Origin of the sequence: Streptomyces sp. NPDC050674, from assembly GCF_040654575.1 — a bacterium.
Classification (GTDB): domain Bacteria; phylum Actinomycetota; class Actinomycetes; order Streptomycetales; family Streptomycetaceae; genus Streptomyces.
This window is the reverse complement of sequence record NZ_JBFAIG010000011.1, coordinates 171092-195709: the sequence shown is the minus strand read 5'-3', so window position 1 is coordinate 195709 and position 24618 is coordinate 171092. Positions and strand designations below refer to the sequence as shown.

Below are 24618 nucleotides of genomic sequence, written 5' to 3'. Positions count from 1 at the left end.
AGTGCCTCCCGCCGGGCGTACGACACTGATGGCGTGATCCGTTACGACGCCCTGGACTCCCTGCCCGTACGCGGCGCCCTGCCCGCCCTGGAGGACGCCCTGGAGGGGCACGGGACCGCCGTCCTCGTGGCGCCGCCGGGCACCGGCAAGACCACCCTGGTGCCGCTGGCGCTGGCGGGTCTGCTCGGGGAGCGGCCCGAGCGGCGGGTGATCGTGGCCGAGCCGCGGCGGATCGCGGCCCGGGCGGCGGCGCGCCGGATGGCCTGGCTGCTGGGCGAGGAGCCCGGCGGGAGCGTCGGCTACACCGTGCGCGGTGAGCGGGTCGTCGGGCGGCACACGCGCGTGGAGGTCGTCACGACCGGGGTGCTGGTGCAGCGGCTCCAGCGGGACCAGGAGCTGGCCGGTGCCGACGTGGTGGTGCTCGACGAGTGCCATGAGCGGCACCTGGACGCGGACACGGCGGCGGCGTTCCTGTGGGACGTGCGGCAGGCGCTCAGGCCCGAGCTGCGGCTGGTGGCGGCCTCGGCGACGACCGACGCGCAGGGGTGGGCGCGGCTCCTGGGCGGGGCGCCGGTGGTCGAGGCGCGGGGAGCGGCATATCCGGTCGAGACGGTGTGGGTACCGCCGGCGCGTCCGGTACGGCCGCCGCACGGGATGCGGGTCGACCCGGCGCTGCTGGCGCACGTGGCGTCCGTGGTCCGGCGGGCGCTGGCCGAGCGGGACGGGGACGTGCTGTGTTTCCTGCCGGGCGTGGGCGAGATCGCCCGGGTCGCCGGGCAGCTCGGGGGGCTCGGTGACGTCGAGGTGCTCCAGGTGCACGGGCGGGCTCCGGCGGCCGTGCAGGACGCGGTGCTGGCGCCCGGGCGGCGGCGCCGGGTCGTGCTGGCCACGTCGGTCGCGGAGTCGTCCCTGACGGTGCCGGGGGTGCGGGTCGTCGTGGACTCGGGCCTGGCGCGCGAGCCGCGGGTGGACCACGCGCGCGGGCTCAGCGCGCTGACGACCGTACGGGCCTCGCAGGCGGCCGGGCGGCAGCGGGCGGGGCGGGCCGGGCGTGAGGCGCCCGGGGCCGTGTACCGCTGCTGGGCGGAGGCCGAGGACGCGCGGCTGCCGCGGTATCCGTCGCCGGAGATCAAGGTGGCCGACCTGACGGCGTTCGCGCTCCAGGTGGCGTGCTGGGGGGATCCGGACGCGTCCGGGCTGGCGCTGCTGGACGGGCCGCCCGCCGGGGCCATGGCGGCGGCCCGGGATGTCCTGACGGCGGTTGGGGCGGTGGACTCCGCCGGGCGGGCCACCGAGCGGGGCGTCCGGCTGAGCCGGGTGGGGGTGCACCCCCGGCTGGGGCGGGCGCTGCTCGACTCCGTCCCGTACCTGGGGGCCGAGGGGGCCGCGGAGGTCGTGGCGCTGCTCAGTGAGGAGGCTCCGCGGGAGTACGGCGACGATCTGGCCGGTGCCTTGCGCCGGGCCCGGCGCGGCGGTGACGCCTATGGCGCGCGGTGGCGGAGTGAGGTGCGGCGGCTGCGGGCCGCCGTCTCCGGTGTCGCCGGCACGGCGGAGGCGGGAGCCGGGGGGCCGGAGAGCCGGACCGAGGAGCAGCGGGTCGGGCTCGTCGCCGCTCTCGCCTTTCCCGAACGGGTCGCCAAAGCCGAAGGCGGGTCGTATCTCATGGTGTCCGGGACCCGGGCGGAGGCCGCTGACGGGAGCGCGCTGCGCGGTTCCCCCTGGATCGCTGTCGCCCTGGCCGACCGGCCCGTCGGCAAGGGGCACGCGCGCGTGCAGCTGGGCGCCGCGGTCGACGAGGAGACGGCCCGGTTCGCGGCGGGCGCGTTGCTTCAGGAACGGCAGGAGGTCGGGTGGGACGGCGGGGACGTCGTGGCCCGCAGGGTGGAGCGGCTCGGGGCCGTGGAGCTCGCCGTACGGGCGTGGAAGGACCCCGGCCCCGGGCTGGTGCGCGACGCGCTGCTCGACGGATTGCGGCGGGAGGGTTTCGGGCTGCTGCGCTGGTCGGCGGAGGCCGGTGTCCTGCGGCAGCGGCTCGCGTTCCTGCGCCTGCATCTCGGGGAGCCGTGGCCGGACGTGTCCGACGAGGCGCTCCACGCGCGCGTCGAGGAGTGGCTGGAGCCGGAGCTCGGCCGGGCGCGGCGGCGGGCCGATCTGGCGCGCATCGACGCCGGGCAGGGACTCGCCCGGTTGCTGCCCTGGGCCTCCGGCGAGGCCGGGCGGCTCGACGAGCTGGCACCGGAGCGGATGACCGTGCCGAGCGGGTCGAAGGTCCGCATCGACTACTCCCGGCCCGAGCAGCCCGTGCTCGCGGTGAAGTTGCAGGAGATGTTCGGGCTCCAGGAGTCGCCCCGGGTCGCCGGGGTGCCGCTGCTGGTGCATCTGCTGTCCCCGGCCGGGCGCCCGGCAGCCGTCACCGCCGATCTCGCCTCGTTCTGGCGGGACGGCTACAAGGGCGTGCGGGCGGAGCTGCGGGGACGGTATCCGAAGCATCCGTGGCCCGAGGACCCGGCGGCCGCCGAGCCGACCCGGCACACCAACGCGCGGCTCAGGCGCTGACGGACGACGGCTCCTCGGCCGCCGTGGAGGCCGGACCGACGGAGCGGCGGCCGCGGGCCTCCAGGTACAGCGCGAGGGCCAGGAGCAGGACGCCGAGGGCCGGGAAACCCCACGGCAGGTACGACGTCATCAGCAGGACGAGCAGGCGCTGGGACTTCACCAGGCCGACCGTGTGCGCGATGTAGTCCTCGCGCATCTTCACGTGGCCGGCGAAGGCGGTCACCTTGTCGCGGTCGCCGAGGAGGGCGCCGCCGCGCAGTTCCTCCCGGTGGATCTCCTCGCCGTACACGGGGGCGCCGGTGAGGGGCTCGACCCAGAACCTGCGGACCGTGGTGTACCAGCGGGTGGTGCCCGTCTCGGCGACCGCCTCGGGGGTGAGGCCCTCGACGGGCAGGGTCTTGGGGATCTTCACCTCGGTCCAGGGGATGGTCTGCTCGAAAAGGTAGACCTCCAGGCCGCGGAAGTCCCGGGTGCCCTTGTACGCGATGGGCGCGGTGACGCGGGCCTGGGCGTCGAAGTACTCGTAGTCCCGTTTCTCCGTGAGGAAGGGCCACTTGAACTCGATGCCCCGGCGGCGTACCGGGTCGCCGTCGACCGACTCGCCGGTGGCGTGGACGGGGTCCTGGGTGTGGGCGTCGAAGATGTAGCGCTCGGGGATCTTGGACACCATGGTGCCGTCGGGGCCGACGACGTAGGACAGGCCGTCCCAGACGACGACGTCCCGGCCGGCCGACTCCTCGATCCGCTCGGACGCCTCCACATCGCCCTTGAGGGTCTGCACGATGGTGACCTTGGAGACCTTCTTCGCCCGCATCGTGCCGTAGTCGAGGAGGGTGGCGTCCTTCGCCTCCAGGACCATGTCCTGGTAGTGGTTCGCGGGGACCTTGGCCAGGCGCGGGAAGGCGTACCAGCGCAGCAGCGGGGACAGGGCCGTGAAGAACACGGCGAGGGCGAGCAGGACCAGGCTTGCCTTGCGGCGCATCTCGGCCTCCCTCCCGGGGGGCGGTCAGGGGTGTGCGGGCACCGTCGTCAGCAGCGGCTTCGGGGACGTCCCGCCCGAGGGGGTCCCCAGGGCGGTCAGCGTCAGGACCACGGCGAACGCGAGGGCGAGGCCGCCGGCGGCGGCGACGAGGGCGCGCATACGGGGCCTCCCGCGGGTCGTGACGGACGCAACTGATGCACCGTCAGCTTTCTCGGCACCGTAGCAACGGGTGGCGGAGATGAGAACACGTTGCACACACAACGACGCCCCTCCTCAGAAGAAGGGGCGTCGTCTGTCGTACCGGAGAGCTACGCGCTCGGGCCGGCCGTCGGGCTCGGCGAGGACGTCTCGGCCGCTGCGGCGACGGTCAGTTCGACGGTGAGGGTCGCGCCGCCCGCCGTGGTGACGCGCAGCAGGAACGTGCCGGTCGTGTCGTCCGCGTACAGCAGGGGCAGCGTCAGCAGGCCCTTCGCGTCCGTCTTCAGGCCCGTCAGGGTGCGCACGGCCTTGCCGTCGGCGCCCTTGAAGTAGGGGCCCTTGTCGCTCGCGGCCGGGTCGTCCGCGGACTTGACCAGCGTGGCGGTGGCCGCGACGCCGTCGGCCACGGCGCCCTTGTACGTGGCCTTCACCTCGACCTGGTTCGCGAACGTGCCGCCCGGGGCGCAGGTCAGCGCCGCGTCACCGTTGCGGGCGAGCGCGTCGGCGGCCCGCTCGGTGACGGTGGCCTTGTAGTCGAGGCCGGGGACGGCACGGCCGACCACGGTGGCGCGGACGGTGACGGTCCCGGTCTTCTCCCCCGCCCGCAGCGCGGGTGCCACGGCGACGCCCGAGCTGTTGGTGAGGACCGTGGCCACGCTCTCGCCGCCGGTGAAGGTCGTGTCCGTGTCGCCGACGATCGTGAAGCGGACCCTGACCTTGGCGACGGACTTGCCGGCCTGCGTCTCGGCGCGGGTGCTGATCCGCCGCCCGAACACGTCACCGGCCATGGCGGTCAGCTTGCCGGTTCCGGCGTCCTCCAGGTGGTTCACGGTGTCGGTGGGCGTGGGGGTCGTCGTGGGCGGCGGGGTGGGCGTGCCGGGCGAAGTGGTGGGCGGCTTCGGGGTGGCCGTACCGCCACCGGCGGGCTTGTCCGGCTTCCCCGGCTTCTCCGGCTTCGGGCCGGGCTCCGGCGTCGAACGGCCCGGAGGGGTCGTACCCGTCGTGCCCGGCGTGGTGGGGGCGGGGCTCGCGCCCGCGCCGTCGTCGCTGCGGTTGTCGGGCAGCGTGCCGGTGCCGTCCGGAACCTCGTGCGTGCCCTTGCGGTAGTACTCCAGCCACCTCATGACGAGGTTCAGGTACTCCCGCGAGTTGTTGTAGCTGAGGATCGCCCGGTCGAGGTCGCCCTGCTGGGACAAGTCCCAGTCGTTGCGGCACAGGTAGTGGCCGGCGGCGAGCGCGGCGTCGTAGACGTTGTTGGGGTCCTTCTTGCCGTCGCCGTTGCCGTCGCGGCCGGCCCAGGCCCAGGTGGAGGGGATGAACTGCATGGGGCCGATGGCCTGGTCGTACGAGCTGTTGCCGTCGTACGCGCCGTCGTCGGTGTCCTTGATGAGGGCGAAGCCGTTGCCGTCGAGCTGCGGGCCCAGGATCGGCTTGATGGTGGTGCCGTCGGCCCTGACCTTGCCGCCGCGGGCCTGTCCCGACTCCACCCGGCCGATGGCGGCGAGGAGTTGCCAGGGCAGGTTGCAGCCGGGCTTGGCCTCGCGCAGCGCGCTCTCGGCCTTCTTGTAGGCGTCCAGGACCGTCGCGGGGATGCCGGCTTCCGTCGTGCCCGTGACGCCCGGGGCGGGGCCCGTGGACGGTGACGGGTTGGGGCTCTTGAGCGGCGGCAGGTCCGTGTAGTACGGCGAGTTGCCGGTGGCGCTGCCGTCGGAGGCGCTCGTGCCGGGTGCGGGTGTGGCGTCGGCGGCGGTCTGTCTGCCGTGGTCGTTCACGCCCGGAGCCTGGGAGGCGGACAGTGCCGCGACCGCCACCGCGGCCACGGCGGTCGTCGCCGCCCCCTTGCGCAGCCGACTGCCGAATTGCGCCGCCATAGAGTGAACCCCTCCCGTGGACGCCCGAGCGTCCGGTCTTCGCCTTCAGTGTTCGCCCTGTTGTGACGATCCAACCGCCCGAGGGGTTGCCCTCCGACGGTCAGAACTCTGTTCTCTTGCGTGTTCCGCTCATCACCGCCGTCACGCACACGACGCGCTCCCCGCGCGGCGGCTCTGGCGACCCTACGACAACTTCCTTTGCTCGGGCACCCGTTCGTGACCGTTTTTCACCAGTTGGTCATGTGCGGTCGTCACGCCGTCCACCCGGTGGCATCCCGCATACTGGGCGACTGATCACCGGACCCGCCCGGCCCGGTGCAACGACCGCCGCGAGGAGCCGAGTTGCCGTTCACGCTGAGCCACGCGGCAGCCGTACTGCCCGCCGTCCGCACCGACGGCACCGGCCGGGGCCCCCTGGTGCCCGCCGTGCTCGTGGCGGGTTCCTTCGCACCCGACATGACCTATTACGCGGCGAGTGTGCTGCCCGCCGCGATGGAGTTCGGTGACGTCACGCACGCGTTCGCGGGTGTCTTCACCGTGGATGTGCTCATCGCCTGGGCGCTGGTGGGGCTGTGGCTGCTCGTGCGCGAGCCGCTCGTGGCGCTGCTGCCGCGAGCCCGGCAGGGGCGGGTGGCGACGCTGCTGCGCTGCGGCGCGCCCCGCGCGCGGGTGCGGCCGTCGCTGGTGGCGTGGTGGTACGTGTCCGCGGTGCTCGGCGCGTCGACCCATGTGGTCTGGGACGCGTTCACCCATCTCGACCGGTGGGGAATGCGGCTGTTCCCGGTGCTGGGCCGCGAGGTGGCGGGCTCGCCGCTGTACTGGTACCTGCAGTACGGCGGTTCGGCCGTGGCGGCGGTCGTGATCGCCGTGTTCGTGGCGCACGCGCTGCGGCGGGCGCCCCTTGAGGAGCCGGTGGGGGTCCCCGTGCTGACGGCAGCCGACCGTTGGGCGGCCGCTGCCGTGATCGGCGGTTTCGCGCTGGTGGGGGCGGTGCAGCGGGCGGCACGGTGGTGGGCGTACTGGGGTTCGCAGGCCAAGCCGTGGGAGATCGTTCCGACGGTGTGCTTCGGCGCGGGCGCGGGACTCGTCCCGGCGCTGCTGCTCTACGCCGTGGGCGTCAGGCTGCGGCGTCCGGCTCCGGTCCCGGCCGGCTCTGCCGGCCCTGCCCCGGCCGCCGAGACGGAGCCGAGCCGCCCGGCCGCTCGCTGAGGAGGCTGTCGGCCGTCGTGATGTACACCGTGATGGTGGTGTGCGCGGGGCGTGGGCGTGTGCGCGGGCGCGGGAGCCGTGTGAGGGCGAGCGTCAGATAAGCGCGGGCCAGCCGCGCCCAGGGGCGGCAGAGCTTGCCGGGGGCGTCGGGGGTACGGGGGTCGCCGCAACGGGAGGTGGTCGGCGCGGTGTCCGTATCTCTGCCTGCGCCCGTCCCCGCTACCGCGCCTGTGGCGATGACAGGTGAGGTGGCTCCGGCGTTGACGGTGCCGGAGGGGCCGGTGGTGCGTCGCCCGTGGGCGAGAAGGCGCTGCCGGAGGTCCGCCGTCGTGTGGCGCAGGGCCGTGGTGAAGGGGACGGGGACGCGAACGGTGCTCGCGGCGGCCTCGGACACCGGAACCGGCGTGAGTGCCACACCGGGTGCCGTACGGCTGAGGAAGGTGCGTATACCCATGCCCCGCATCCTGACCACGACCGGAGGCCGGGGCGCCTTCTCGGGGGCCACGCGAGTGACGGTCCCGCAGTGGGGGTGGGGGGTGGTGGGCCGGGTGCGCTGGTGAGTCAACCCGCCCGGTCCGACCACGTTCGACAGACCGGCGCAGGGGCCGGGCGCCCGGGTGTTCCCCAGGACCGCCCGGCCCCGCCACGTCCTGCGGGACGGCTGTCGGGCCGCGCGGCGGGCTAGTGCGCCGCCGACTCCCAGTCCGGTCCCGCGCCCACCGAGACGCCCAGCGGGACACGGAGCTGGACCGCGTTGGCCATCTCGCGGCGGACCAGTTCCTCGGCGGCGGCCCGCTCACCGGGAGCGATCTCCAGCACGACTTCGTCGTGGACCTGGAGGAGCATGCGGGAGGTGAGGCCGGCCTCCTTCAGCGCGGCGTCGACCTTCAGCATGGCGATCTTGACGATGTCGGCCGCCGTGCCCTGGATCGGCGCGTTGAGGGCCATCCGCTCGGCGGCCTCACGGCGCTGGCGGTTGTCGCTGTTGAGGTCGGGGAGGTAACGGCGGCGCCCGAAGAGCGTCGCCGTGTAACCCGTGGCGCGAGCCTCGTCGACCGCCCGGCGCAGATAGTCCCGGACGCCGCCGAACCGCTCGAAGTACGCGTCCATCAGGGCGCGGGCCTCCGCCGCCTCGATGTTCAGCTGCTGGGAGAGGCCGAAGGCGGACAGGCCGTAGGCCAGGCCGTACGACATGGCCTTGATCTTGCGGCGCATCTCGGCGTCCACCGCGGTCGGCTCGACCGCGAAGACCTGGGAGGCGGCCGTGGTGTGCAGGTCCTCGCCGGAGGTGAACGCCTCGATCAGGCCGGCGTCCTCGGAGAGATGGGCCATCACGCGCAGTTCGATCTGGCTGTAGTCGGCCGTCATGAGGGACTCGAACCCCTCGCCCACGACGAAACCGCGGCGGATCGCCCGGCCCTCGTCCGTACGCACCGGGATGTTCTGCAGGTTCGGGTCGGTGGAGGACAGGCGGCCGGTGGCGGCGACGGTCTGGTTGAACGTGGTGTGGATGCGGCCGTCCGCCGCGATCGTCTTGATGAGGCCCTCGACGGTGACGCGGAGCTTGGCCTGCTCGCGGTGGCGCAGCATGATCACCGGAAGCTCGTTGTCCGTCTGCGTGGCGAGCCAGGCGAGGGCGTCGGCGTCCGTGGTGTAACCGGTCTTGGTCCGCTTGGTCTTGGGCAGGGCCAGCTCGCCGAAGAGGACTTCCTGGAGCTGCTTGGGCGAGCCCAGGTTGAACTCGTGCCCGGCCGCCGCGTGGGCCTCCTTGACGGCCTGCTGGACCGCACCGGCGAACATCTGCTCCATGGCCTCCAGGTGGGGCCGGTCGGCCGCGATGCCGTGCCGCTCCATGCGGGCGAGCAGCGCCGAGGTGGGCAGCTCCATGTCACGCAGCAGGTCGGCGGCGCCGACGTCCTCCAGGCGGGTCTCGAAGGCCTGGCCCAGGTCGAGGACGGTCCGGGCCTGGAGCATCAGGGCCTCGGCCTCGGCGGCGTCGTCCGCCCCGAAGGCGAGCTGGCCGTCGGCCGCTGCGGCGGGGGTCAGCTCTCGGTGCAGGTACTCCAGGGACAGCGCGTCCAGGTCGAAGGAGCGGCGACCGGGCTTGACCAGGTACGCGGCGAGGGCCGTGTCCATGGTGACGCCTTCGACGCTCCAGCCGTGCTCGGCGAAGACGCGCATGGCGCCCTTGGCGTTGTGGAAGACCTTGGGCCGGGCGGCGTCGGCGAGCCAGGCGGCGAAGGCCTTCTCGTCGGCCTCGTCCAGCTGGGAGGGGTCGAACCAGGCGGCGGGGCCACCGGGCGCGGCGAGGGCGACCTCGGCGACCGAGCCGGTGCCGAGTGCCCAGGTGTCGACCGTGGCGACGGCAAGGGGCCGGGTGCCGTGCTCGGTGAGCCAGGCGGGCAGCTCGCCGGTGCCGAGCACGGTGCCTTCGATCTGCACGCCCTCGGTGTCGACGGGGGTCGTCTCGACCGCCTCGGCGCCGGGGTCGACGGCGAAGAGCCGCTCGCGCAGCGACGGGTTACGGATCTCCAGGGTGTCCAGGATCATCGCGACGGCCTTGCGGTCGTAGGCCGCGCGCTCCAGGTCGTTGACACCCTTGGGGAGCTCCACCTGGCGCTCCAGCTCGGTGAGCCGGCGGTTGAGCTTGACGGACTCCAGGTGGTCACGGAGGTTCTGGCCGGCCTTGCCCTTGACCTCTTCGACGCGCTCGACGAGCTCGGCGAAGGAACCGAACTGGTTGATCCACTTCGCTGCGGTCTTCTCGCCGACGCCGGGAATGCCGGGGAGGTTGTCCGACGGGTCGCCGCGCAGGGCCGCGAAGTCCGGGTACTGCGCGGGCGTCAACCCGTACTTCTCGAATACCTTCTCCGGGGTGAAGCGGGTCAGCTCGGAGACGCCCTTGGTCGGGTACAGCACCGTGGTGTGCTCGCTGACCAGCTGGAACGAGTCGCGGTCGCCGGTGACGATCAGCACCTCGAAGCCCTCGGCCTCGGCCTGGGTGGCGAGGGTGGCGATGACGTCGTCCGCCTCGAAGCCGTCGACCGCGAAGCGCTGGGCGCCCATCGCGTCGAGGAGCTCGACGATCAGCTCGACCTGGCCCTTGAACTCGTCCGGGGTCTTGGAGCGGTTCGCCTTGTACTCCGTGAACTCCTGGGAGCGCCACGTCTTGCGGGAGACGTCGAAGGCGACCGCGAAGTGCGTGGGCGCCTCGTCGCGCAGCGTGTTGGCGAGCATCGACGCGAAGCCGTAGATCGCGTTCGTCGGCTGGCCCGTCGCGGTGGTGAAGTTCTCCGCGGGCAGCGCGAAGAACGCGCGGTAGGCCAGCGAGTGCCCGTCCATGAGCATCAGTCGCGGCCGGCTGCCGCCGGAGGTCTGGTCGGTCGTCTTCGATGCTGTCTCTGCCACGCCCCCGATCCTGCCACGCCCCACTGACACTCCGCCCCGCCCCCACGGATGGACCCCGCCGGGCCGGAGCGGCGGACCCGGCTGGAGCCGAGGCGGCGGACCCCGCACGCCGCCAGGACCGCACCAGGCCGAGGCCGTGGCGCACTCCCTCCTCCGGGGCCAGGACGGCAGCCCCGTCCACGGCCAGGACGGCAGCCTCGTCCACGCCGGGGCGGCAGACCCACGGGGCCAGTGCGGGCGAACCTGCGGGAGCCGGTCGGGGCGAACCTGCGAGCGCCAGGGCAGTCGAACCTGCGGGCGCCGGGGCGGTCGAACCTCTGTGGGCGCCAAGGCGGCGAACCCCGCCGAGGCAGCACGAGCAGACCCCGTGAGCGCCGGGCGGGCGCCCCCCACTGCACCAAGGCGGCGGCGAACCCACACACACACGCCACGACGGTCGCCCCCGCCAGCGCCCACCCCGGCCCCGTGCCCGTGGCCCGGCGGTCCCTGCCCTGCCCCCTGCTCCATGCCCCGTGGCCGTGCCCATGCCCCATGCCCCGTGCCCCGTGCCCCGTGCCCGTGCCCGTGCCCCCACGACGGTGACCCGACGACGGCGGCCCGACGCGAACAGCCCGGCGGCCCGACGCGAACAGCCCGGCGGCCCGACGCGAAGAGCCCGGCGACCCGACGGGACCAGCCTTGCGGTCCGGCGGGACCAGGCCGGCGGACCGAGGCGGACCGCGTCGGCCGCCTCCCCACGGAACCCGCACACACCCCCTCCCCTCCCCCAGCCCACCCCCTCCCCTGTCACCACCCCGTGCGAGGATCGGAGACATAGCTCACAGTGCAGTCGAAGGGGAGCGTGTGATGGCGTCGAAGCCGCCGAAGAGTGATCCGGTTCAGGACGCGCCGCAGGTCGCCGGGCCGAAGCACGCGGCCGCGGGGCTGCCGGCGATCGGGCACACGCTGCGCGTCGCCCAGCGGCAGATGGGCGTGAAGCGCACCGCGCTGACGCTGCTGAGCGTGAACCAGAAGGACGGCTTCGACTGCCCCGGCTGCGCCTGGCCGGAGCCCGAGCACCGGCACAAGGCGGAGTTCTGCGAGAACGGCGCGAAGGCCGTGGCCGAGGAGGCCACCCTGCGCCGGGTCACGCCCGAGTTCTTCGCCGCGCACCCGGTCGCCGACCTGGCCGGCCGCAGCGGCTACTGGCTGGGACAGCAGGGGCGTCTCACCCACCCCATGTACCTGCCCGAGGGCGGCACGCACTACGAGCCGGTCACCTGGGAGCGCGCCTTCGACATCATCGGCGAGGAGTTCGCCGCGCTCGCCTCCCCGAACGAGGCGGTCTTCTACACCTCCGGCCGCACCAGCAACGAGGCCGCGTTCCTCTACCAGCTGTTCGCCCGCGAGCTCGGCACGAACAACCTGCCCGACTGTTCGAACATGTGCCACGAGTCGTCCGGTTCGGCCCTGTCGGAGACGATCGGCATCGGCAAGGGCAGCGTCCTGCTGGAGGACCTCCACAAAGCCGACTTGATCATCGTCGCCGGGCAGAACCCGGGGACGAACCACCCGCGCATGCTGTCCGCGCTGGAGAAGGCCAAGGACAACGGCGCGCAGATCATCAGCGTCAACCCGCTGCCCGAGGCGGGCCTGGAGCGCTTCAAGAACCCGCAGACCCCGCAGGGCATGGTCAAGGGCGCCGCGCTGACCGACCTGTTCCTTCAGATCCGCCTCGGCGGCGACCAGGCGCTGTTCCGCCTCCTGAACAAGCTGATCCTTCAGACGGACGGCGCGGTCGACGAGGATTTCGTGCGGGAACACACGCACGGCTACGAGGAGTTCGCCGAGGCCGCCCGCGCCGCCGACTGGGACGAGACGCTCACGGCGACGGGCCTGAGCCGGGAGGACATCGAGAAGGCCCTGCGCATGGTCCTCGGATCCCGGCGCGTCATCGTGTGCTGGGCGATGGGCCTCACCCAGCACAAGCACTCCGTGCCCACGATCAGGGAAGTGGTCAACTTCCTGCTGCTGCGCGGCAACATCGGCCGTCCGGGCGCGGGCGTGTGCCCGGTGCGCGGGCATTCGAACGTGCAGGGCGACCGCACGATGGGCATCTTCGAGCGCCCGGCGCCGGCGTTCCTGGACGCCCTGGAGAAGGAGTTCGGCTTCGCGCCCCCGCGTGAGCACGGCTATGACGTCGTCCGCGCCATCCGCGCCCTGCGCGACGGCGAGGCGAAGGTCTTCTTCGCCATGGGCGGCAACTTCGTCTCGGCGTCCCCGGACACGGAGGTCACCGAGGCGGCCATGCGCCGGGCCCGGCTGACCGTGCACGTGTCGACGAAGCTGAACCGCTCGCACGCGGTCACCGGCGCGCGGGCCCTGATCCTGCCGACGCTGGGCCGCACGGAGCGCGATCTGCAGGGCGGCGGCGAGCAGTTCGTGACGGTCGAGGACTCGATGGGCATGGTGCACGCCTCCCGGGGCCGGCTGGAGCCCGCGAGCCCTCACCTGCTGTCGGAGCCGGCCATCGTCAGCCGCCTGGCCCGCCGCGTGCTGGGCGAGGAAAGCCGCACGCCGTGGGAGGAGTTCGAGAAGGACTACGCGACGATCCGGGACCGCATCGCCCGGGTGATCCCGGGCTTCGAGGACTTCAACGCGCGCGTGGCCCGCCCCGGCGGCTTCGCGCTGCCCCACGCCCCGCGTGACGAGCGCCGTTTCCCGACGGCCACCGGCAAGGCCAACTTCACCGCCGCGCCCGTGGAGTACCCGGAGCTGCCCGAGGGCCGGCTGCTGCTTCAGACGCTGCGTTCGCACGACCAGTACAACACCACGATCTACGGCCTGGACGACCGCTACCGGGGCATTCGCAACGGCCGCCGGGTGGTGCTGGTCAACCCCGAGGACGCGCGGGCCCTGAAGCTGGCGGACGGTGTCTACGTGGACCTGGTCGGCGAGTGGAGGGACGGGGTGGAGCGGCGGGCGCCCGGTTTCCGCGTCGTGCACTACCCGACGGCCCGGGGCTGCGCCGCCGCGTACTACCCGGAGACCAACGTGCTGGTGCCGCTGGACGCCACCGCGGACACCAGTAACACCCCGGCCAGCAAGTCCGTGGTGGTGCGTCTGGAACAATCGGCGACCGACTGAGCGTTCGCTCAGTGACACAGGCAGCCGAGTGACGAGGACGAACGGAGCCGGGCCCGATGGGTGAGCAGCAGCATGTGAAGTTCCCGCAAGAGGTCATCGACGAGTACGCCGCGCTCGGCGTGGACCTCCTGGCCCTGTTCTCCGCGGGCCACCTCGGCAACCGGATGGGCGTCCAGATCTCCGAGGCGTCGGCGGACCGGGTCGTCGGGACGATGCCGGTGGAGGGCAACACCCAGCCCTACGGACTGCTGCACGGCGGGGCGTCCGCGGTGCTCGCCGAGACGCTCGGCTCGATCGGGTCGATGCTGCACGGCGGCAGTTCCAAGATCGCCGTGGGGGTCGACCTGAACTGCACCCACCACCGCGGCGTGCGCTCCGGGCTGGTCACCGGTGTGGCCACGCCCGTGCACCGGGGGCGGTCGACGGCCACCTACGAAATCGTCATCACGGACGAGAACGGCAAGAGGGTGTGCACGGCCCGGCTGACCTGCCTCCTGCGCGGGGTGAAGCCGGGCGACGAGGAGTTCGTCCGCGCCGCGGACTGACCTCCGCGATCAGGCCGACGTAGGGAAAACCCTGGAGGGGCGGGCGCACTCTTGCCGCGACCGCCCCCGGGCGGTTCACTGGCGCTCCCCCCACAGGAGAAGACCCGACCACCCGTAGAAGGGTTTCTCTTGACCTCCGTACGCGCCTACGCCGTCACCGCAGCGGCCTGTGCCACCGTGCTCGCCACCGCGCTGCCGTCCTCCGCCATCAACTCCTACAACGCCACGCCCGCCCCCGAACGCACCGAGGTCGGCGCGCTCGTGGCCACCTGGGACGACGACGGCGACCCCGCGACCCCCGACCGGGTCGACTGGGTCTGCTCCGGCACCATGATCGACGCGGACACCTTCCTGACCGCCGCGCACTGCACCTCGGACTGGCCCGACAACGTGCGCTTCTACGTCTCCCTCGACCAGGACGTGCAGTCCGGGCTCGACGCGGCGGCGAAGAAGTACCCGGGCGCCCCGGCCGCGCAGGCCGCCTCCGTCGCCGTCCGGGGCACCGCCCACACGCACCCCGACTACCCGGGCCCCGCCTCCGACACCCACGACATCGCGGTGATCCAGCTGCCCGCGGCCGACGTCAAGGCCCGCTGGAGCTTCACCCCGGCGACCCTGCCCACCGCCGACCAGCTCGGCAGGCTCGGCCCGCAGGGCCTGAACTCCACCGACTGGCTCGTCGCCGGGTACGGCACCCAGGAGGCCGTCAACGGGCCCGGCGGACAGACCCACCCCGGCGGCGGCGTCCGGATGAAGGCACCCGTCACCTTCGACGCCCTCAACGCCTCCTGGGCCCGGCTCGCCATGACCGCGCCGCAGGGCAACGGCGGCGCCTGCTACGGCGACTCCGGCGGCCCCAACTTCGCGCTCATCGGCGGCAAGCGGATCCTCGCCGCCACCACGATCACCGGCGACACCCCCTGCTACGCGACCAACGTGACGTACCGCCTGGACACCCCCGGCGCCCGGGCCTTCCTCGCGCCGTTCGTGAAGCTGCCGTAGCCAGCGCCGGAGGCCACCGGCGGCGTCGGACGCCGGAGGCCGCACGGCACGCTCCGCTCCACCGCCCCGCCGCTCCGCGCACGCCGCGGGCCGGCGGGGCGGCCCGTACTGCCCGTACGACCCGTCCGGCACTTCCGGCCCCCGAAGGGGCGACCGGACAGCGGCGACCGTCCGGCACCTCCTCGGCCGGGCACCGCCGTTGCCGCCAAGCGCCACGCAACCCGCCGCGGGCACGGGCGAGTTCGACTGCGGTACGCCCCTCACCGGCACCGCACCGCCCACGCCGCGAGACCCGCGCACGCTCCCGGCCCGGCGAGCGACCCGCCGCGTCCCATGGAAAAACGCCGATTCCGATAGCGCGGAGTTTCCCGTGTATAAGCCACGCAATTCCTGCTGTGACGCTCCGTAACGCGCGCGCAATACACCGCCACGGTTTCGCCTTCGGCCGGGCCCGCCCCCGAAACCTTTCCGATCTTGTTCGCGGCGCGCACGCCCCGCCAACAGCATGATCTCAGCCATGGCCAACCGGAAGTGCGCGTTCTCAGAATGCGGACTTCGGCGAAAAACCACCAAACCCGCCGAGAGGGCCCGCCGCCGAGACCGGTCATCCACGACGTCATAACAAGAAAGTCACAAGCGAGCCCACGCCGCTGACCGTGCCCTTACCCCGGGCTTAGAGTCACGGCCAGTCACCGCCTCCATCGGGAGTTCGGTACCAGCGCGGCACTCACCCCCCGACCAGGGCGGGGCCTGCCTGTGAAAGGACTGATTGTGCGACAGCGTTCTTTGGTGATTCTTACCTCCGTTCTCACGACCGGAGCTCTGACTCTCACCGCCTGCGGCTCCCGAGACGACAGCGGTGACAAGGGCGGAGACAACGGGAGCGGCACCACGCTGACCATCGGTGTCGACGCCCCCCTCTCCGGTGAGAACTCCACCACCGGCCTCGGCATCCAGTACGGCGCCCAGATAGCCGTCGACGACGCCAACAAGAACAACTGGGTCCCGGGCGTGAAGTTCAAGCTCAAGGCCCTCGACGACAAGGCGCAGCCGGCCACCGGCCAGTCCAACGCCACCAGCATCGTCGGCGACAAGACCGCCGTCGGCGCCGTCGGCCCGCTGAACTCCGGCGTCGCCCAGACGATGCAGCAGGTGTTCGCCTCGGCCAACATGGTGCAGATCTCCCCCGCGAACACCGCCCCCGAGCTGACCCAGGGCAAGAACTGGCAGACGGACAAGAAGCGTCCGTTCAAGACGTACTTCCGCACCGCCACCACCGACGAACTGCAGGGCAGCTTCGCGGCCGGCTACGCGTACAACGGCCTCAAGAAGAAGAAGGCCTTCGTCGTCGACGACAAGCAGACCTACGGCGCCGGCCTCGCGAAGATCTTCAACGAGCAGTACAAGAAGCTCGGTGGCAAGGTCGTCGGCAGCGACCACGTCAACACCGGCGACAAGGACTTCGGCTCCCTCGTCACCAAGATCAAGAACTCCGGCGCCGACCTGCTCTACTACGGCGGCCAGTACGACGAGTCCGCGCTGATCACCAAGCAGCTCAAGGACGCCGGCGTCAAGATCCCGCTGTTCGGCGGCGACGGCATGTTCGCCACCACCTACATCGAGGCGGCCGGCAAGTCCTCCGAGGGCGACCTCGCCACCGCCATCGGCGTCCCCGCCGACACCCTGCCCGCGGCCAAGACGTTCATCCAGACGTACAAGGACAAGGGTTACAAGGGCGACTACGGCGCGTACGGCGCCTACGCCTACGACGCCACCACCGCCATCATCAAGGCCGTCAAGGCCGCGGCCGACGCCAACGGCGGCAAGGTCCCGACCGACATCAACGACCTGCGCTCCAAGGTCGTCGACGGTGTCCAGAAGTCCGACTTCGAAGGCCTCACCGGCAAGATCTCCTTCGACCAGTACGGCGACACCACCAACAAGCAGCTGACGGTCTACCAGGTCGAGAAGGGTGCCTGGAAGGACGTGGAGACCGGCACCGCCGACCTTCAGTAGTCGGGCCCGCCACAACGCCGCATCACGGGCCGCGCGGAAGGGGACCCCGACCGCGCGGCCCGTTTCCACACCCCCCCACAGCACGCGACCACGCACACATCCAGTGCACACGACCACCAGCGACATGGAGGCCATGCGGTGAACACCCTGCCGCAGCAGCTGGCCAACGGGCTGCTCCTAGGCTCGATGTACGGGCTGATCGCCATCGGCTACACGATGGTGTACGGCATCGTCCAGCTCATCAACTTCGCGCACGGCGAGATCTTCATGACCGGGGCGTTCGGCGCCCTCACGGTCTACTTCTACGTCCTCCCCGACGGCACCTCGATGGCCATCGCCGTACCCCTCATGCTCCTCGGCGGAGCCCTCGTGGCCATCCTCATCGCCGTCGGAGCGGAACGATTCGCCTACCGGCCACTGCGCGGAGCACCACGCCTGGCGCCGCTCATCACGGCCATCGGCCTCTCCCTGGCCCTCCAGGAGGTCGTGCGCAACTTCTACCCCGGCGCCGACCGCGCCCGCGCCTTCCCCGGCCTCGACGCCACCCACGACATCGGCTCCGTCACCATCAAGGACGCCGACATCTTCCTCATCCTCGCCGCCATCGGCTGCATGGCCGCCCTCGCGATCTTCGTGCGCCGCAGCCGCACCGGCCGCGCCATGCAGGCCACCGCGCAGGACCCCGACACCGCACAGCTCATGGGCATCGACACCAACCGCATCATCGTCATCGCCTTCGCCATCGGCGGCTTCTTCGCCGCCGTAGCCGCCGTCGCCTACGGACTGAAGTACGGCAACGTCGACTACCGCATGGGCTTCCTCATGGGCCTCAAGGCCTTCACCGCGGCCGTCCTCGGCGGCATCGGCAACATCTACGGCGCCATGCTCGGCGGTGTCGTCCTCGGCATCGCCGAAACCCTCGCCTCCGCCTACATCGACGAAATCCCCGGCATGCAGCAGCTCGGCGGCCAGAGCTGGGCGAACGTCTGGGCCTTCTGCCTCCTCATCCTCGTGCTCCTCTTCAGGCCACAGGGCCTGCTCGGCGAGCGCGTCGCGGACAGGGCGTGATCACATGACCGACACGACCAAGACCCCGGCACCGGACGCCGTCCCCACCCCGACGCCCGCTCCGCGCGGTCTCATACCGCTGCCCGCCACGGCCGCTCGCGCCCTGCTCCTCGCCGGCGGCATCGCCACCGCCGCCTCCGCGTTCCTCGCCTGGACCTGGACCGCCGAATTCCCCGGCGACCTCACCATCAACGGCTACCCCGGTGGCCTGCAATGGCTGACCTTCACCGCCGGCATCCTCACCACCCTGTTCACCCTCGCCGGCTACGGCATCCGCGGCCTCGGCTGGCTGCTGCCCGCCCGCAACAACGCGCCGCTCGTCCTCACCGCCCTCGGCGGCCTCGCCGTCACCTGGTTCACCGTCATCGCCATCAGCGTCGAGCTCGGCGGCGTCGTCAACCTCGAACCCGGCGGCTGGATCGCGGCCGTGGCCTCCCTGCTGCCCGTCCTCGGCGCCTTCGCCCTCCCCCAGGAGCGCACCCACGCCGACGGCACCAAGCAGGCCCTCAAGGCCTACATCGCCAAGCCCGACCGCATCCCCGCCTCCCAGGCCACCGCGCCCTGGATCCAGCGGGCCGTGATCACCGTGGTCACCATCATCGGCCTCGGCGTCTTCACCTACGGCATCGACACCGAGTACGGCGAACTCTTCATCGGCTACCTCTTCGTCGTCACCTTCGCCATCTGGGCCCTGCACACCGCCGGCCTCCTCGACCGCTTCTCCGCCCTGGTCGCCGGCAACCGCAGCTTCACCCTCGCCATGGGCTTCGCCGCGGCCATCGCCTTCCCCTTCACCCAGACCGACGACCACTACGCCAACATCGGCGTCAACATCCTGATCTTCGGGACCGTCGCCCTCGGCCTCAACATCGTCGTCGGCCTCGCCGGACTCCTCGACCTCGGATACGTCGCCTTCCTCGGCGTCGGCGCCTACACCGCCGCCCTCGTCTCCGGCTCCGAGTTCTCCACCATCTCCGGCGTCCACCTGCCCTTCTGGGCCTCCGCCCTGGCCGGCGCCGCCGCCTCCCTCGTCTTCGGCGTCCTCATCGGCGCCCCGACCCTGCGACTGCGCGGCGACTACCTCGCCATCGTCACCCTGGGCTTCGGAGAGATCTTCCGCATCGCCGTCAACAACATGGACGGCGACTCGGGCCCCGACGTCACCAACGGCCCGAACGGCATCGCCAACATCCCCGACCTGAACTTCTTCGGCTTCAACTTCGGCCAGGCCCACGACATCGGCGGATTCACCCTCGGCCGCTTCGCCAACTACTACCTGCTGATGGTCCTCATCATGGCCATCGTGGTACTGGTCTACACGCGTGCCGCGGACTCCCGCATCGGCCGCTCCTGGATCGCCATCCGCGAGGACGAGACCGCCGCCACCGCCATGGGCATCAACGGCTTCCGCGTCAAGCTCGTCGCCTTCGCCCTCGGCGCCTCCCTCGCCGGCCTCGCCGGCACCGTCAGCGCCCACGTCACGTACAGCGTCGTCCCCACGCCGTACCAGTTCGCCGGCTCCACCCCGCCCAACTCCGCGTTCCTCCTGGCCGCGGTCGTCCTCGGCGGCATGGGCACCGTCGCAGGCCCCCTCCTCGGCGCCGCCCTGCTCTACCTGCTCCCCGAGAAGCTCGTCTTCCTCCAGGAGAAGTCGCTCCTCGCCTTCGGCATCGCGCTCATCCTCCTGATGCGCTTCCGCCCCGAAGGCATCATCGCCAACCGCCGCCGCCAGCTCGAATTCCACGAGACCGGCCAACTCGACGTACCCAAACAGACCACGCTGACCGACGAACCGGCCGTCACCAAGGCGGGGGCGTAACCATCATGACGACACCAGTACTCGAAGCCCGCGACGTCACGATGCGCTTCGGCGGCCTCACCGCCGTCCGCTCCGTCGACTTCACCGTCAACGCCGGCGAGATCGTCGGCCTCATCGGCCCCAACGGCGCCGGCAAGACCACCTTCTTCAACTGCCTCACCGGCCTGTACGTCCCCACCGAGGGCACCGTCTCCTACAAAGGCACCGTCCTCCCGCCCAAGCCCCACCTGGTCACCCAGGCCGGCATCGCCCGCACCTTCCAGAACATCCGCCTGTTCGCCAACATGACGGTCCTGGAAAACGTCCTCGTCGGACGCCACACCCGCACCAAGGAAGGCCTCTGGTCGGCCCTCCTGCGCGGCCCCGGCTTCAAGAAGGCCGAACGCGACAGCGAAGAACGCGCCATGGAACTCCTGGAGTTCATCGGCCTCGCCCACAAGCGCGACCACCTCGCCCGCAACCTCCCCTACGGCGAACAGCGCAAGCTCGAGATCGCCCGCGCCATGGCCTCCGAGCCCGGCCTGCTGCTCCTCGACGAGCCCACCGCCGGCATGAACCCCCAGGAGACCAGGGCCACCGAGGAACTCGTCTTCGCCATCCGCGACAAGGGCATCGCCGTCCTCCTCATCGAGCACGACATGCGCTTCGTCTTCAACCTCTCCGACCGCGTCGCCGTCCTCGTCCAGGGCGAAAAGCTCGTCGAAGGCACCGCCGAGGTCGTCCAGGCCGACGAACGCGTCGTCGCCGCCTACCTCGGCGAGCCCTTCGAGGGCGACCCCGGCGAGGCCGAAGCCGCCGAGGTCGAAGCCGCCGAAGCCGCCGCCGACGCGACCAGCACCACCAGCAGCACCAAGGGAGAAGCCAAGTGACCGCACTCCTCGAGGTCGAAGACCTCCGGGTCTCCTACGGCAAGATCGAAGCCGTCAAAGGCATCTCCTTCAGCGTCGAAGCCGGCCAGGTCGTCACCCTGATCGGCACCAACGGCGCAGGCAAGACCACCACCCTGCGCACGCTGTCGGGCCTGCTCAAGCCGACCTCCGGAAAGATCCTCTTCGACGGCAAGCCCCTCAACGGGATCCCCGCTCACAAGATCGTCTCCCTGGGCCTCGCCCACTCCCCCGAAGGCCGGCACATCTTCCCGCGCCTGACGATCTTCGAGAACCTCCAGCTCGGCGCCTTCCTCCGCAAGGACAAGGAAGGCATCGAAAAGGACATCCAGAAGGCGTACGACCTCTTCCCCATCCTCGGCGAACGCCGCAACCAAGCCGCCGGAACCCTCTCGGGCGGTGAACAGCAGATGCTCGCCATGGGCCGCGCCCTGATGTCCCAGCCCAAGCTCCTCATGCTCGACGAACCCTCCATGGGCCTCTCCCCGATCATGATGCAGAAGATCATGGCCACGATCTCCGAGCTGAAGTCCCAGGGCACGACGATCCTCCTCGTCGAGCAGAACGCCCAAGCCGCGCTCTCCCTCGCCGACCAGGGCCACGTCATGGAGGTCGGCAACGTCGTCCTCTCCGGGACCGGGCAGGACCTGCTGCACGACGAGTCGGTACGCAAGGCATACCTGGGCGAGGACTGAGGTCACGCCCGTACGCCAAGAGGCCCGTTGCCCTTCCGGTTGGAAGGGCAACGGGCCTCACGCGTCGGGGCCTCAGCCCTTGTTCGCCTTCTTCTCCTCGGCGTCCTGAATGACCGCCTCCGCGACCTGCTGCATCGACATCCGACGGTCCATCGACGTCTTCTGGATCCACCGGAAAGCCGCCGGCTCCGACAGCCCGTACTCCGTCTGCAGAATCGACTTCGCCCGGTCCACCAGCTTGCGCGTCTCCAGCCGGAGCGTGAGGTCGGCGACCTCCTTCTCCAGCTCCTTCAGCTCGGTGAACCGCGAAACGGCCATCTCGATCGCCGGCACGACATCACTCTTGCTGAACGGCTTCACCAGATACGCCATCGCACCGGCGTCCCGGGCCCGCTCCACCAGATCGCGCTGCGAGAACGCGGTCAGCATCAGCACCGGCGCGATGCTCTCCTCCGCGATCTTCTCCGCCGCGGAGATACCGTCCAGCTTCGGCATCTTCACATCGAGAATGACAAGATCGGGCCGGCGCTCACGAGCCAGCTCGACAGCCTGCTCCCCGTCCCCGGCCTCACCGACGACGGTGTACCCCTCCTCCTCCAGCATCTCTTTGAGATCGAGCCGGATCAGCGCCTCGTCCTCGGCGATGACGACCCGCGTCGTCAACGGAGGCACGTGCGACTTGTCCTCTTCAGGCACGTCAACAGGCTGGGGCGACTCGGGGGCACTCACGTGGGCTCCTTGGTAGGGGCAGGCCGGTACTGCTCCCAAGAGCGTACCTAGCAGCAAGGCCGCACAGTGAACCGGTACACTGCTCATCGGTCCCCTGACTTGCCCGGTTGGAGGAACTGGTCAGACTCGCGGCACTCAAAATGCCGTGCCCTTTGGGCATGTGGGTTCGAATCCCACACCGGGCACCGCAAGATCAGAAGCGGAGGATCACGTTCGCGTGGTTCTCCGCTTTTTGCTGCTCTTGGTCACTGTCAGCGACACACAGTGGTCGCATGAACTTCCATGGTACGGACGTACGACAAAAGGCCATCACCCTGCTGCGCGGGGGCGCGAGGAACGCGGAGGTGGCCCGTAGCCTCAACGTGCCGCTGGGAACGATCGGCTATTGGAAGCATGTGGACCGGGCGAAACGCGGCGAGTGCCCCGGTCGCCACGATCCGAAGTGCCCACGCTGCGACGGGCGGGATCTGGACGAGCCCGCCTATGCCTATCTCCTCGGCCTGTACCTCGGGGATGGTCACATCAGCCACTACTCCGAGCACCGCGTACCCAACCTCATGATCACCTGCACGGAGTCATGGCCGGGTCTCATGGACGCCTGCGAAGCGGCCATGCGCACGGTCTTCCCCGACAACTCCGTCTGCCGCGTCCGCAAGACCGGGTGCCGCAATGTGAAGGTTTACTCGAAGCACCTGCACTGCCTTTTCCCACAGCACGGCTCCGGCAAGAAACACGAACGCCGCATCGCTCTGGAACCCTGGCAGCAAGCCATCGTCGATGCCCACCCCTGGGAGTTCATCCGCGGGCTCATTCACTCCGACGGCTGCCGGATCACCAATTGGACCACCCGAATGGTCGCCGGTGAGCGGAAGCGCTACGAGTATCCGCGGTACTTCTTCACCAACGTCTCCGACGACATCCGGCGGCTCTACACCGACACCTTGGACAAGCTCGGCGTCGAGTGGACGCACTGCACCCGCGACGGCGACCCGTTCAACATCTCCGTCGCCCGCAAAGCCTCCGTCGCCCTCATGGACGCCCATGTCGGGCCCAAGTACTGACGTGGCTACTCCGCGATGTGATGGACCCGGACCATGTTCGTCGAGCCCGAGACCCCGGGTGGGGAGCCGGCCGTGATGACGACCGTGTCGCCCGGGCGGCAGCGGCCGTAGCGCAGCAGCAGTTCGTCGACCTGGTCGACCATCGCGTCCGTGGAGTCGACGCACGGGCCGAGGAACGTCTCGACGCCCCAGGTGAGGCTGAGCTGGGAGCGGGTGGCCTGGTCGGGGGTGAAGGCGAGGAGGGGGATCGGGGAGCGGTAGCGGGAGAGGCGGCGGGCGGTGTCGCCGGACTGGGTGAAGGCGACGAGGAACTTCGCGCCGAGGAAGTCGCCGATCTCCGCCGCCGCGCGGGCTACGGCTCCGCCCTGGGTGCGGGGCTTGTTGCGTTCGGTGAGGGGCGGGAGGCCCTTGGCGAGGATGTCTTCTTCCGCCGCTTCGACGATGCGGGCCATCGTGCGGACCGTCTCGACCGGGTGTTTGCCGACGCTGGTCTCGCCGGAGAGCATGACCGCGTCGGTGCCGTCGATGACGGCGTTGGCGACGTCGGAGGCTTCGGCGCGGGTGGGCCGGGCGTTGTCGATCATCGAGTCGAGCATCTGGGTGGCGACGATGACCGGTTTGGCGTTGCGTTTGGCGAGTTTGATGGCGCGTTTCTGGACGATGGGGACGTGTTCGAGGGGCATTTCGACGCCGAGGTCTCCGCGGGCGACCATGATGCCGTCGAAGGCGGCGACGATGTCGTCGATGTTCTCGACGGCCTGGGGTTTTTCGACTTTGGCGATGACGGGGAGGCGGCGGCCTTCTTCGTCCATGATGCGCTGGACGTCCTGGATGTCGCGGCCGGTGCGGACGAAGGAGAGGGCGATGACGTCGAAGCCGGTGCGCAGGGCCCAGCGGAGGTCGTCCTCGTCTTTTTTGGACAGGGCGGGGACGGAGACGGCGACGCCGGGGAGGTTGAGGCCTTTGTGGTCGGAGATCACGCCGCCTTCGAGGACGGTGGTGTGGACGCGGGGGCCGTCGATCCGGGTGACTTCGAGGCAGACCTTGCCGTCGTCGACGAGAATGCGTTCGCCGGTGGTGACGTCGTCGGCGAGGCCGGCGTAGGTGGTGCCGCACATGTGGCCGTCGCCTTCGGCGCCGTCTTCGACGGTGATGGTGAAGGTGTCGCCGCGTTCGAGGAGTACGGGTCCTTCGGTGAAGTGGCCGAGCCTGATCTTCGGGCCTTGGAGGTCGGCGAGGAGGCCGACGCTGCGGCCGGTCTCGTCGGCGGCCTTGCGGACCCGGTGGTAGCGCTCCTCGTGTTCGGCGTGGGCGCCGTGGCTGAGGTTGAGGCGGGCTACGTCCATTCCGGCGTCGACCAGGTGTTTGATCTGGTCGTACGAGTCGGTGGCGGGTCCAAGGGTGCAGACGATTTTGGCTCGGCGCATGGGACGAGCCTATGAGTTA

The 24618-nt window shown here is 71.0% G+C and carries 17 protein-coding genes and 1 tRNA gene; 12 read left to right on the top strand and 6 right to left on the bottom strand.

The window, feature by feature from the left end; translation table 11 throughout:
- Positions 1-33: 33 nt before the first annotated feature.
- Positions 34-2556 carry an ATP-dependent helicase HrpB gene (gene hrpB / locus AB0I06_RS20075; protein ID WP_363120165.1) on the top strand — a complete coding sequence of 841 codons (2523 nt, stop codon included), beginning with the start codon at positions 34-36 and terminating at the stop codon, positions 2554-2556.
- Here hrpB and AB0I06_RS20070 read toward each other — a convergent pair.
- The 3 genes from AB0I06_RS20070 to AB0I06_RS20060 all read right to left on the bottom strand — a co-directional run bounded on the left by AB0I06_RS20070 (position 2546) and on the right by AB0I06_RS20060 (position 5607).
- A complete protein-coding gene (locus AB0I06_RS20070) occupies positions 2546-3538 on the bottom strand; it encodes a DUF3068 domain-containing protein (protein WP_363120164.1) in 993 nt (330 codons plus the stop codon). The genes hrpB and AB0I06_RS20070 overlap by 11 nt on opposite strands.
- Positions 3539-3562: 24 nt before the next feature.
- Entirely contained in the window at positions 3563-3697 is a 135-nt protein-coding gene (locus AB0I06_RS20065; RefSeq protein WP_363120163.1) for an SPW_0924 family protein, read from the bottom strand.
- 149 nt (positions 3698-3846) lie between these two features.
- On the bottom strand, positions 3847-5607 hold the full coding sequence (locus tag AB0I06_RS20060) for a lytic transglycosylase domain-containing protein (protein ID WP_363120162.1): 1761 nt from the start codon (positions 5605-5607) through the stop codon (positions 3847-3849).
- A 342-nt stretch (positions 5608-5949) separates the two neighbouring features.
- Here AB0I06_RS20060 and AB0I06_RS20055 point away from each other — a divergent pair, with 342 nt between their 5' ends.
- Entirely contained in the window at positions 5950-6816 is an 867-nt protein-coding gene (locus AB0I06_RS20055) for a DUF4184 family protein (RefSeq protein ID WP_363120161.1), read from the top strand.
- A gap of 681 nt (positions 6817-7497) precedes the next feature.
- Here AB0I06_RS20055 and polA read toward each other — a convergent pair.
- Positions 7498-10224 (bottom strand): DNA polymerase I, encoded by a 2727-nt coding sequence (gene polA, locus AB0I06_RS20050; RefSeq protein ID WP_363120160.1) that lies wholly within the window; start codon positions 10222-10224, stop codon positions 7498-7500.
- An 846-nt stretch (positions 10225-11070) separates the two neighbouring features.
- Here polA and AB0I06_RS20045 point away from each other — a divergent pair.
- From AB0I06_RS20045 to AB0I06_RS20010, 8 genes are all read left to right on the top strand, one after another.
- A complete protein-coding gene (locus AB0I06_RS20045) occupies positions 11071-13350 on the top strand; it encodes an FdhF/YdeP family oxidoreductase (RefSeq protein WP_363120159.1) in 2280 nt (759 codons plus the stop codon).
- Positions 13351-13406: 56 nt separating this feature from the next.
- Positions 13407-13895, top strand: a complete 489-nt coding sequence (locus tag AB0I06_RS20040) for a hotdog fold thioesterase (RefSeq protein WP_363120158.1) — start codon at positions 13407-13409, stop codon at positions 13893-13895.
- Positions 13896-14024: 129 nt separating this feature from the next.
- Complete coding sequence (locus AB0I06_RS20035) at positions 14025-14897, top strand: trypsin-like serine protease (protein ID WP_363120157.1); 873 nt, start codon at positions 14025-14027, stop codon at positions 14895-14897.
- Positions 14898-15683: 786 nt separating this feature from the next.
- Positions 15684-16913 carry a branched-chain amino acid ABC transporter substrate-binding protein gene (locus tag AB0I06_RS20030; RefSeq protein WP_363120234.1) on the top strand — a complete coding sequence of 410 codons (1230 nt, stop codon included), beginning with the start codon at positions 15684-15686 and terminating at the stop codon, positions 16911-16913.
- 138 nt (positions 16914-17051) lie between these two features.
- Positions 17052-17981 carry a branched-chain amino acid ABC transporter permease gene (locus AB0I06_RS20025; protein ID WP_363120156.1) on the top strand — a complete coding sequence of 310 codons (930 nt, stop codon included), beginning with the start codon at positions 17052-17054 and terminating at the stop codon, positions 17979-17981.
- 4 nt (positions 17982-17985) lie between these two features.
- A complete protein-coding gene (locus tag AB0I06_RS20020) occupies positions 17986-19800 on the top strand; it encodes a branched-chain amino acid ABC transporter permease (RefSeq protein WP_363120155.1) in 1815 nt (604 codons plus the stop codon).
- 5 nt (positions 19801-19805) lie between these two features.
- Complete coding sequence (locus tag AB0I06_RS20015) at positions 19806-20669, top strand: ABC transporter ATP-binding protein (protein WP_363120154.1); 864 nt, start codon at positions 19806-19808, stop codon at positions 20667-20669.
- Positions 20666-21382 carry an ABC transporter ATP-binding protein gene (locus AB0I06_RS20010; protein ID WP_363120153.1) on the top strand — a complete coding sequence of 239 codons (717 nt, stop codon included), beginning with the start codon at positions 20666-20668 and terminating at the stop codon, positions 21380-21382. The genes AB0I06_RS20015 and AB0I06_RS20010 overlap by 4 nt, the downstream gene beginning before the upstream one ends.
- A 72-nt stretch (positions 21383-21454) precedes the next feature.
- Here the strand turns inward: AB0I06_RS20010 and AB0I06_RS20005 are convergent, their stop codons facing one another.
- Complete coding sequence (locus AB0I06_RS20005; protein ID WP_363120233.1) at positions 21455-22111, bottom strand: response regulator; 657 nt, start codon at positions 22109-22111, stop codon at positions 21455-21457.
- 101 nt (positions 22112-22212) lie between these two features.
- Between AB0I06_RS20005 and AB0I06_RS20000 the strand changes: the two genes are divergently transcribed.
- Together AB0I06_RS20000 and AB0I06_RS19995 are read left to right on the top strand one after the other, a co-directional pair.
- Positions 22213-22296: transfer RNA gene (locus AB0I06_RS20000), tRNA-Leu, on the top strand.
- 87 nt (positions 22297-22383) lie between these two features.
- Positions 22384-23172 carry a helix-turn-helix domain-containing protein gene (locus tag AB0I06_RS19995; RefSeq protein WP_363120152.1) on the top strand — a complete coding sequence of 263 codons (789 nt, stop codon included), beginning with the start codon at positions 22384-22386 and terminating at the stop codon, positions 23170-23172.
- 5 nt (positions 23173-23177) lie between these two features.
- Here AB0I06_RS19995 and pyk read toward each other — a convergent pair whose 3' ends face one another.
- Complete coding sequence (gene pyk / locus AB0I06_RS19990) at positions 23178-24599, bottom strand: pyruvate kinase (RefSeq protein ID WP_363120151.1); 1422 nt, start codon at positions 24597-24599, stop codon at positions 23178-23180.
- Between the last annotated feature and the right edge of the window lie 19 nt (positions 24600-24618).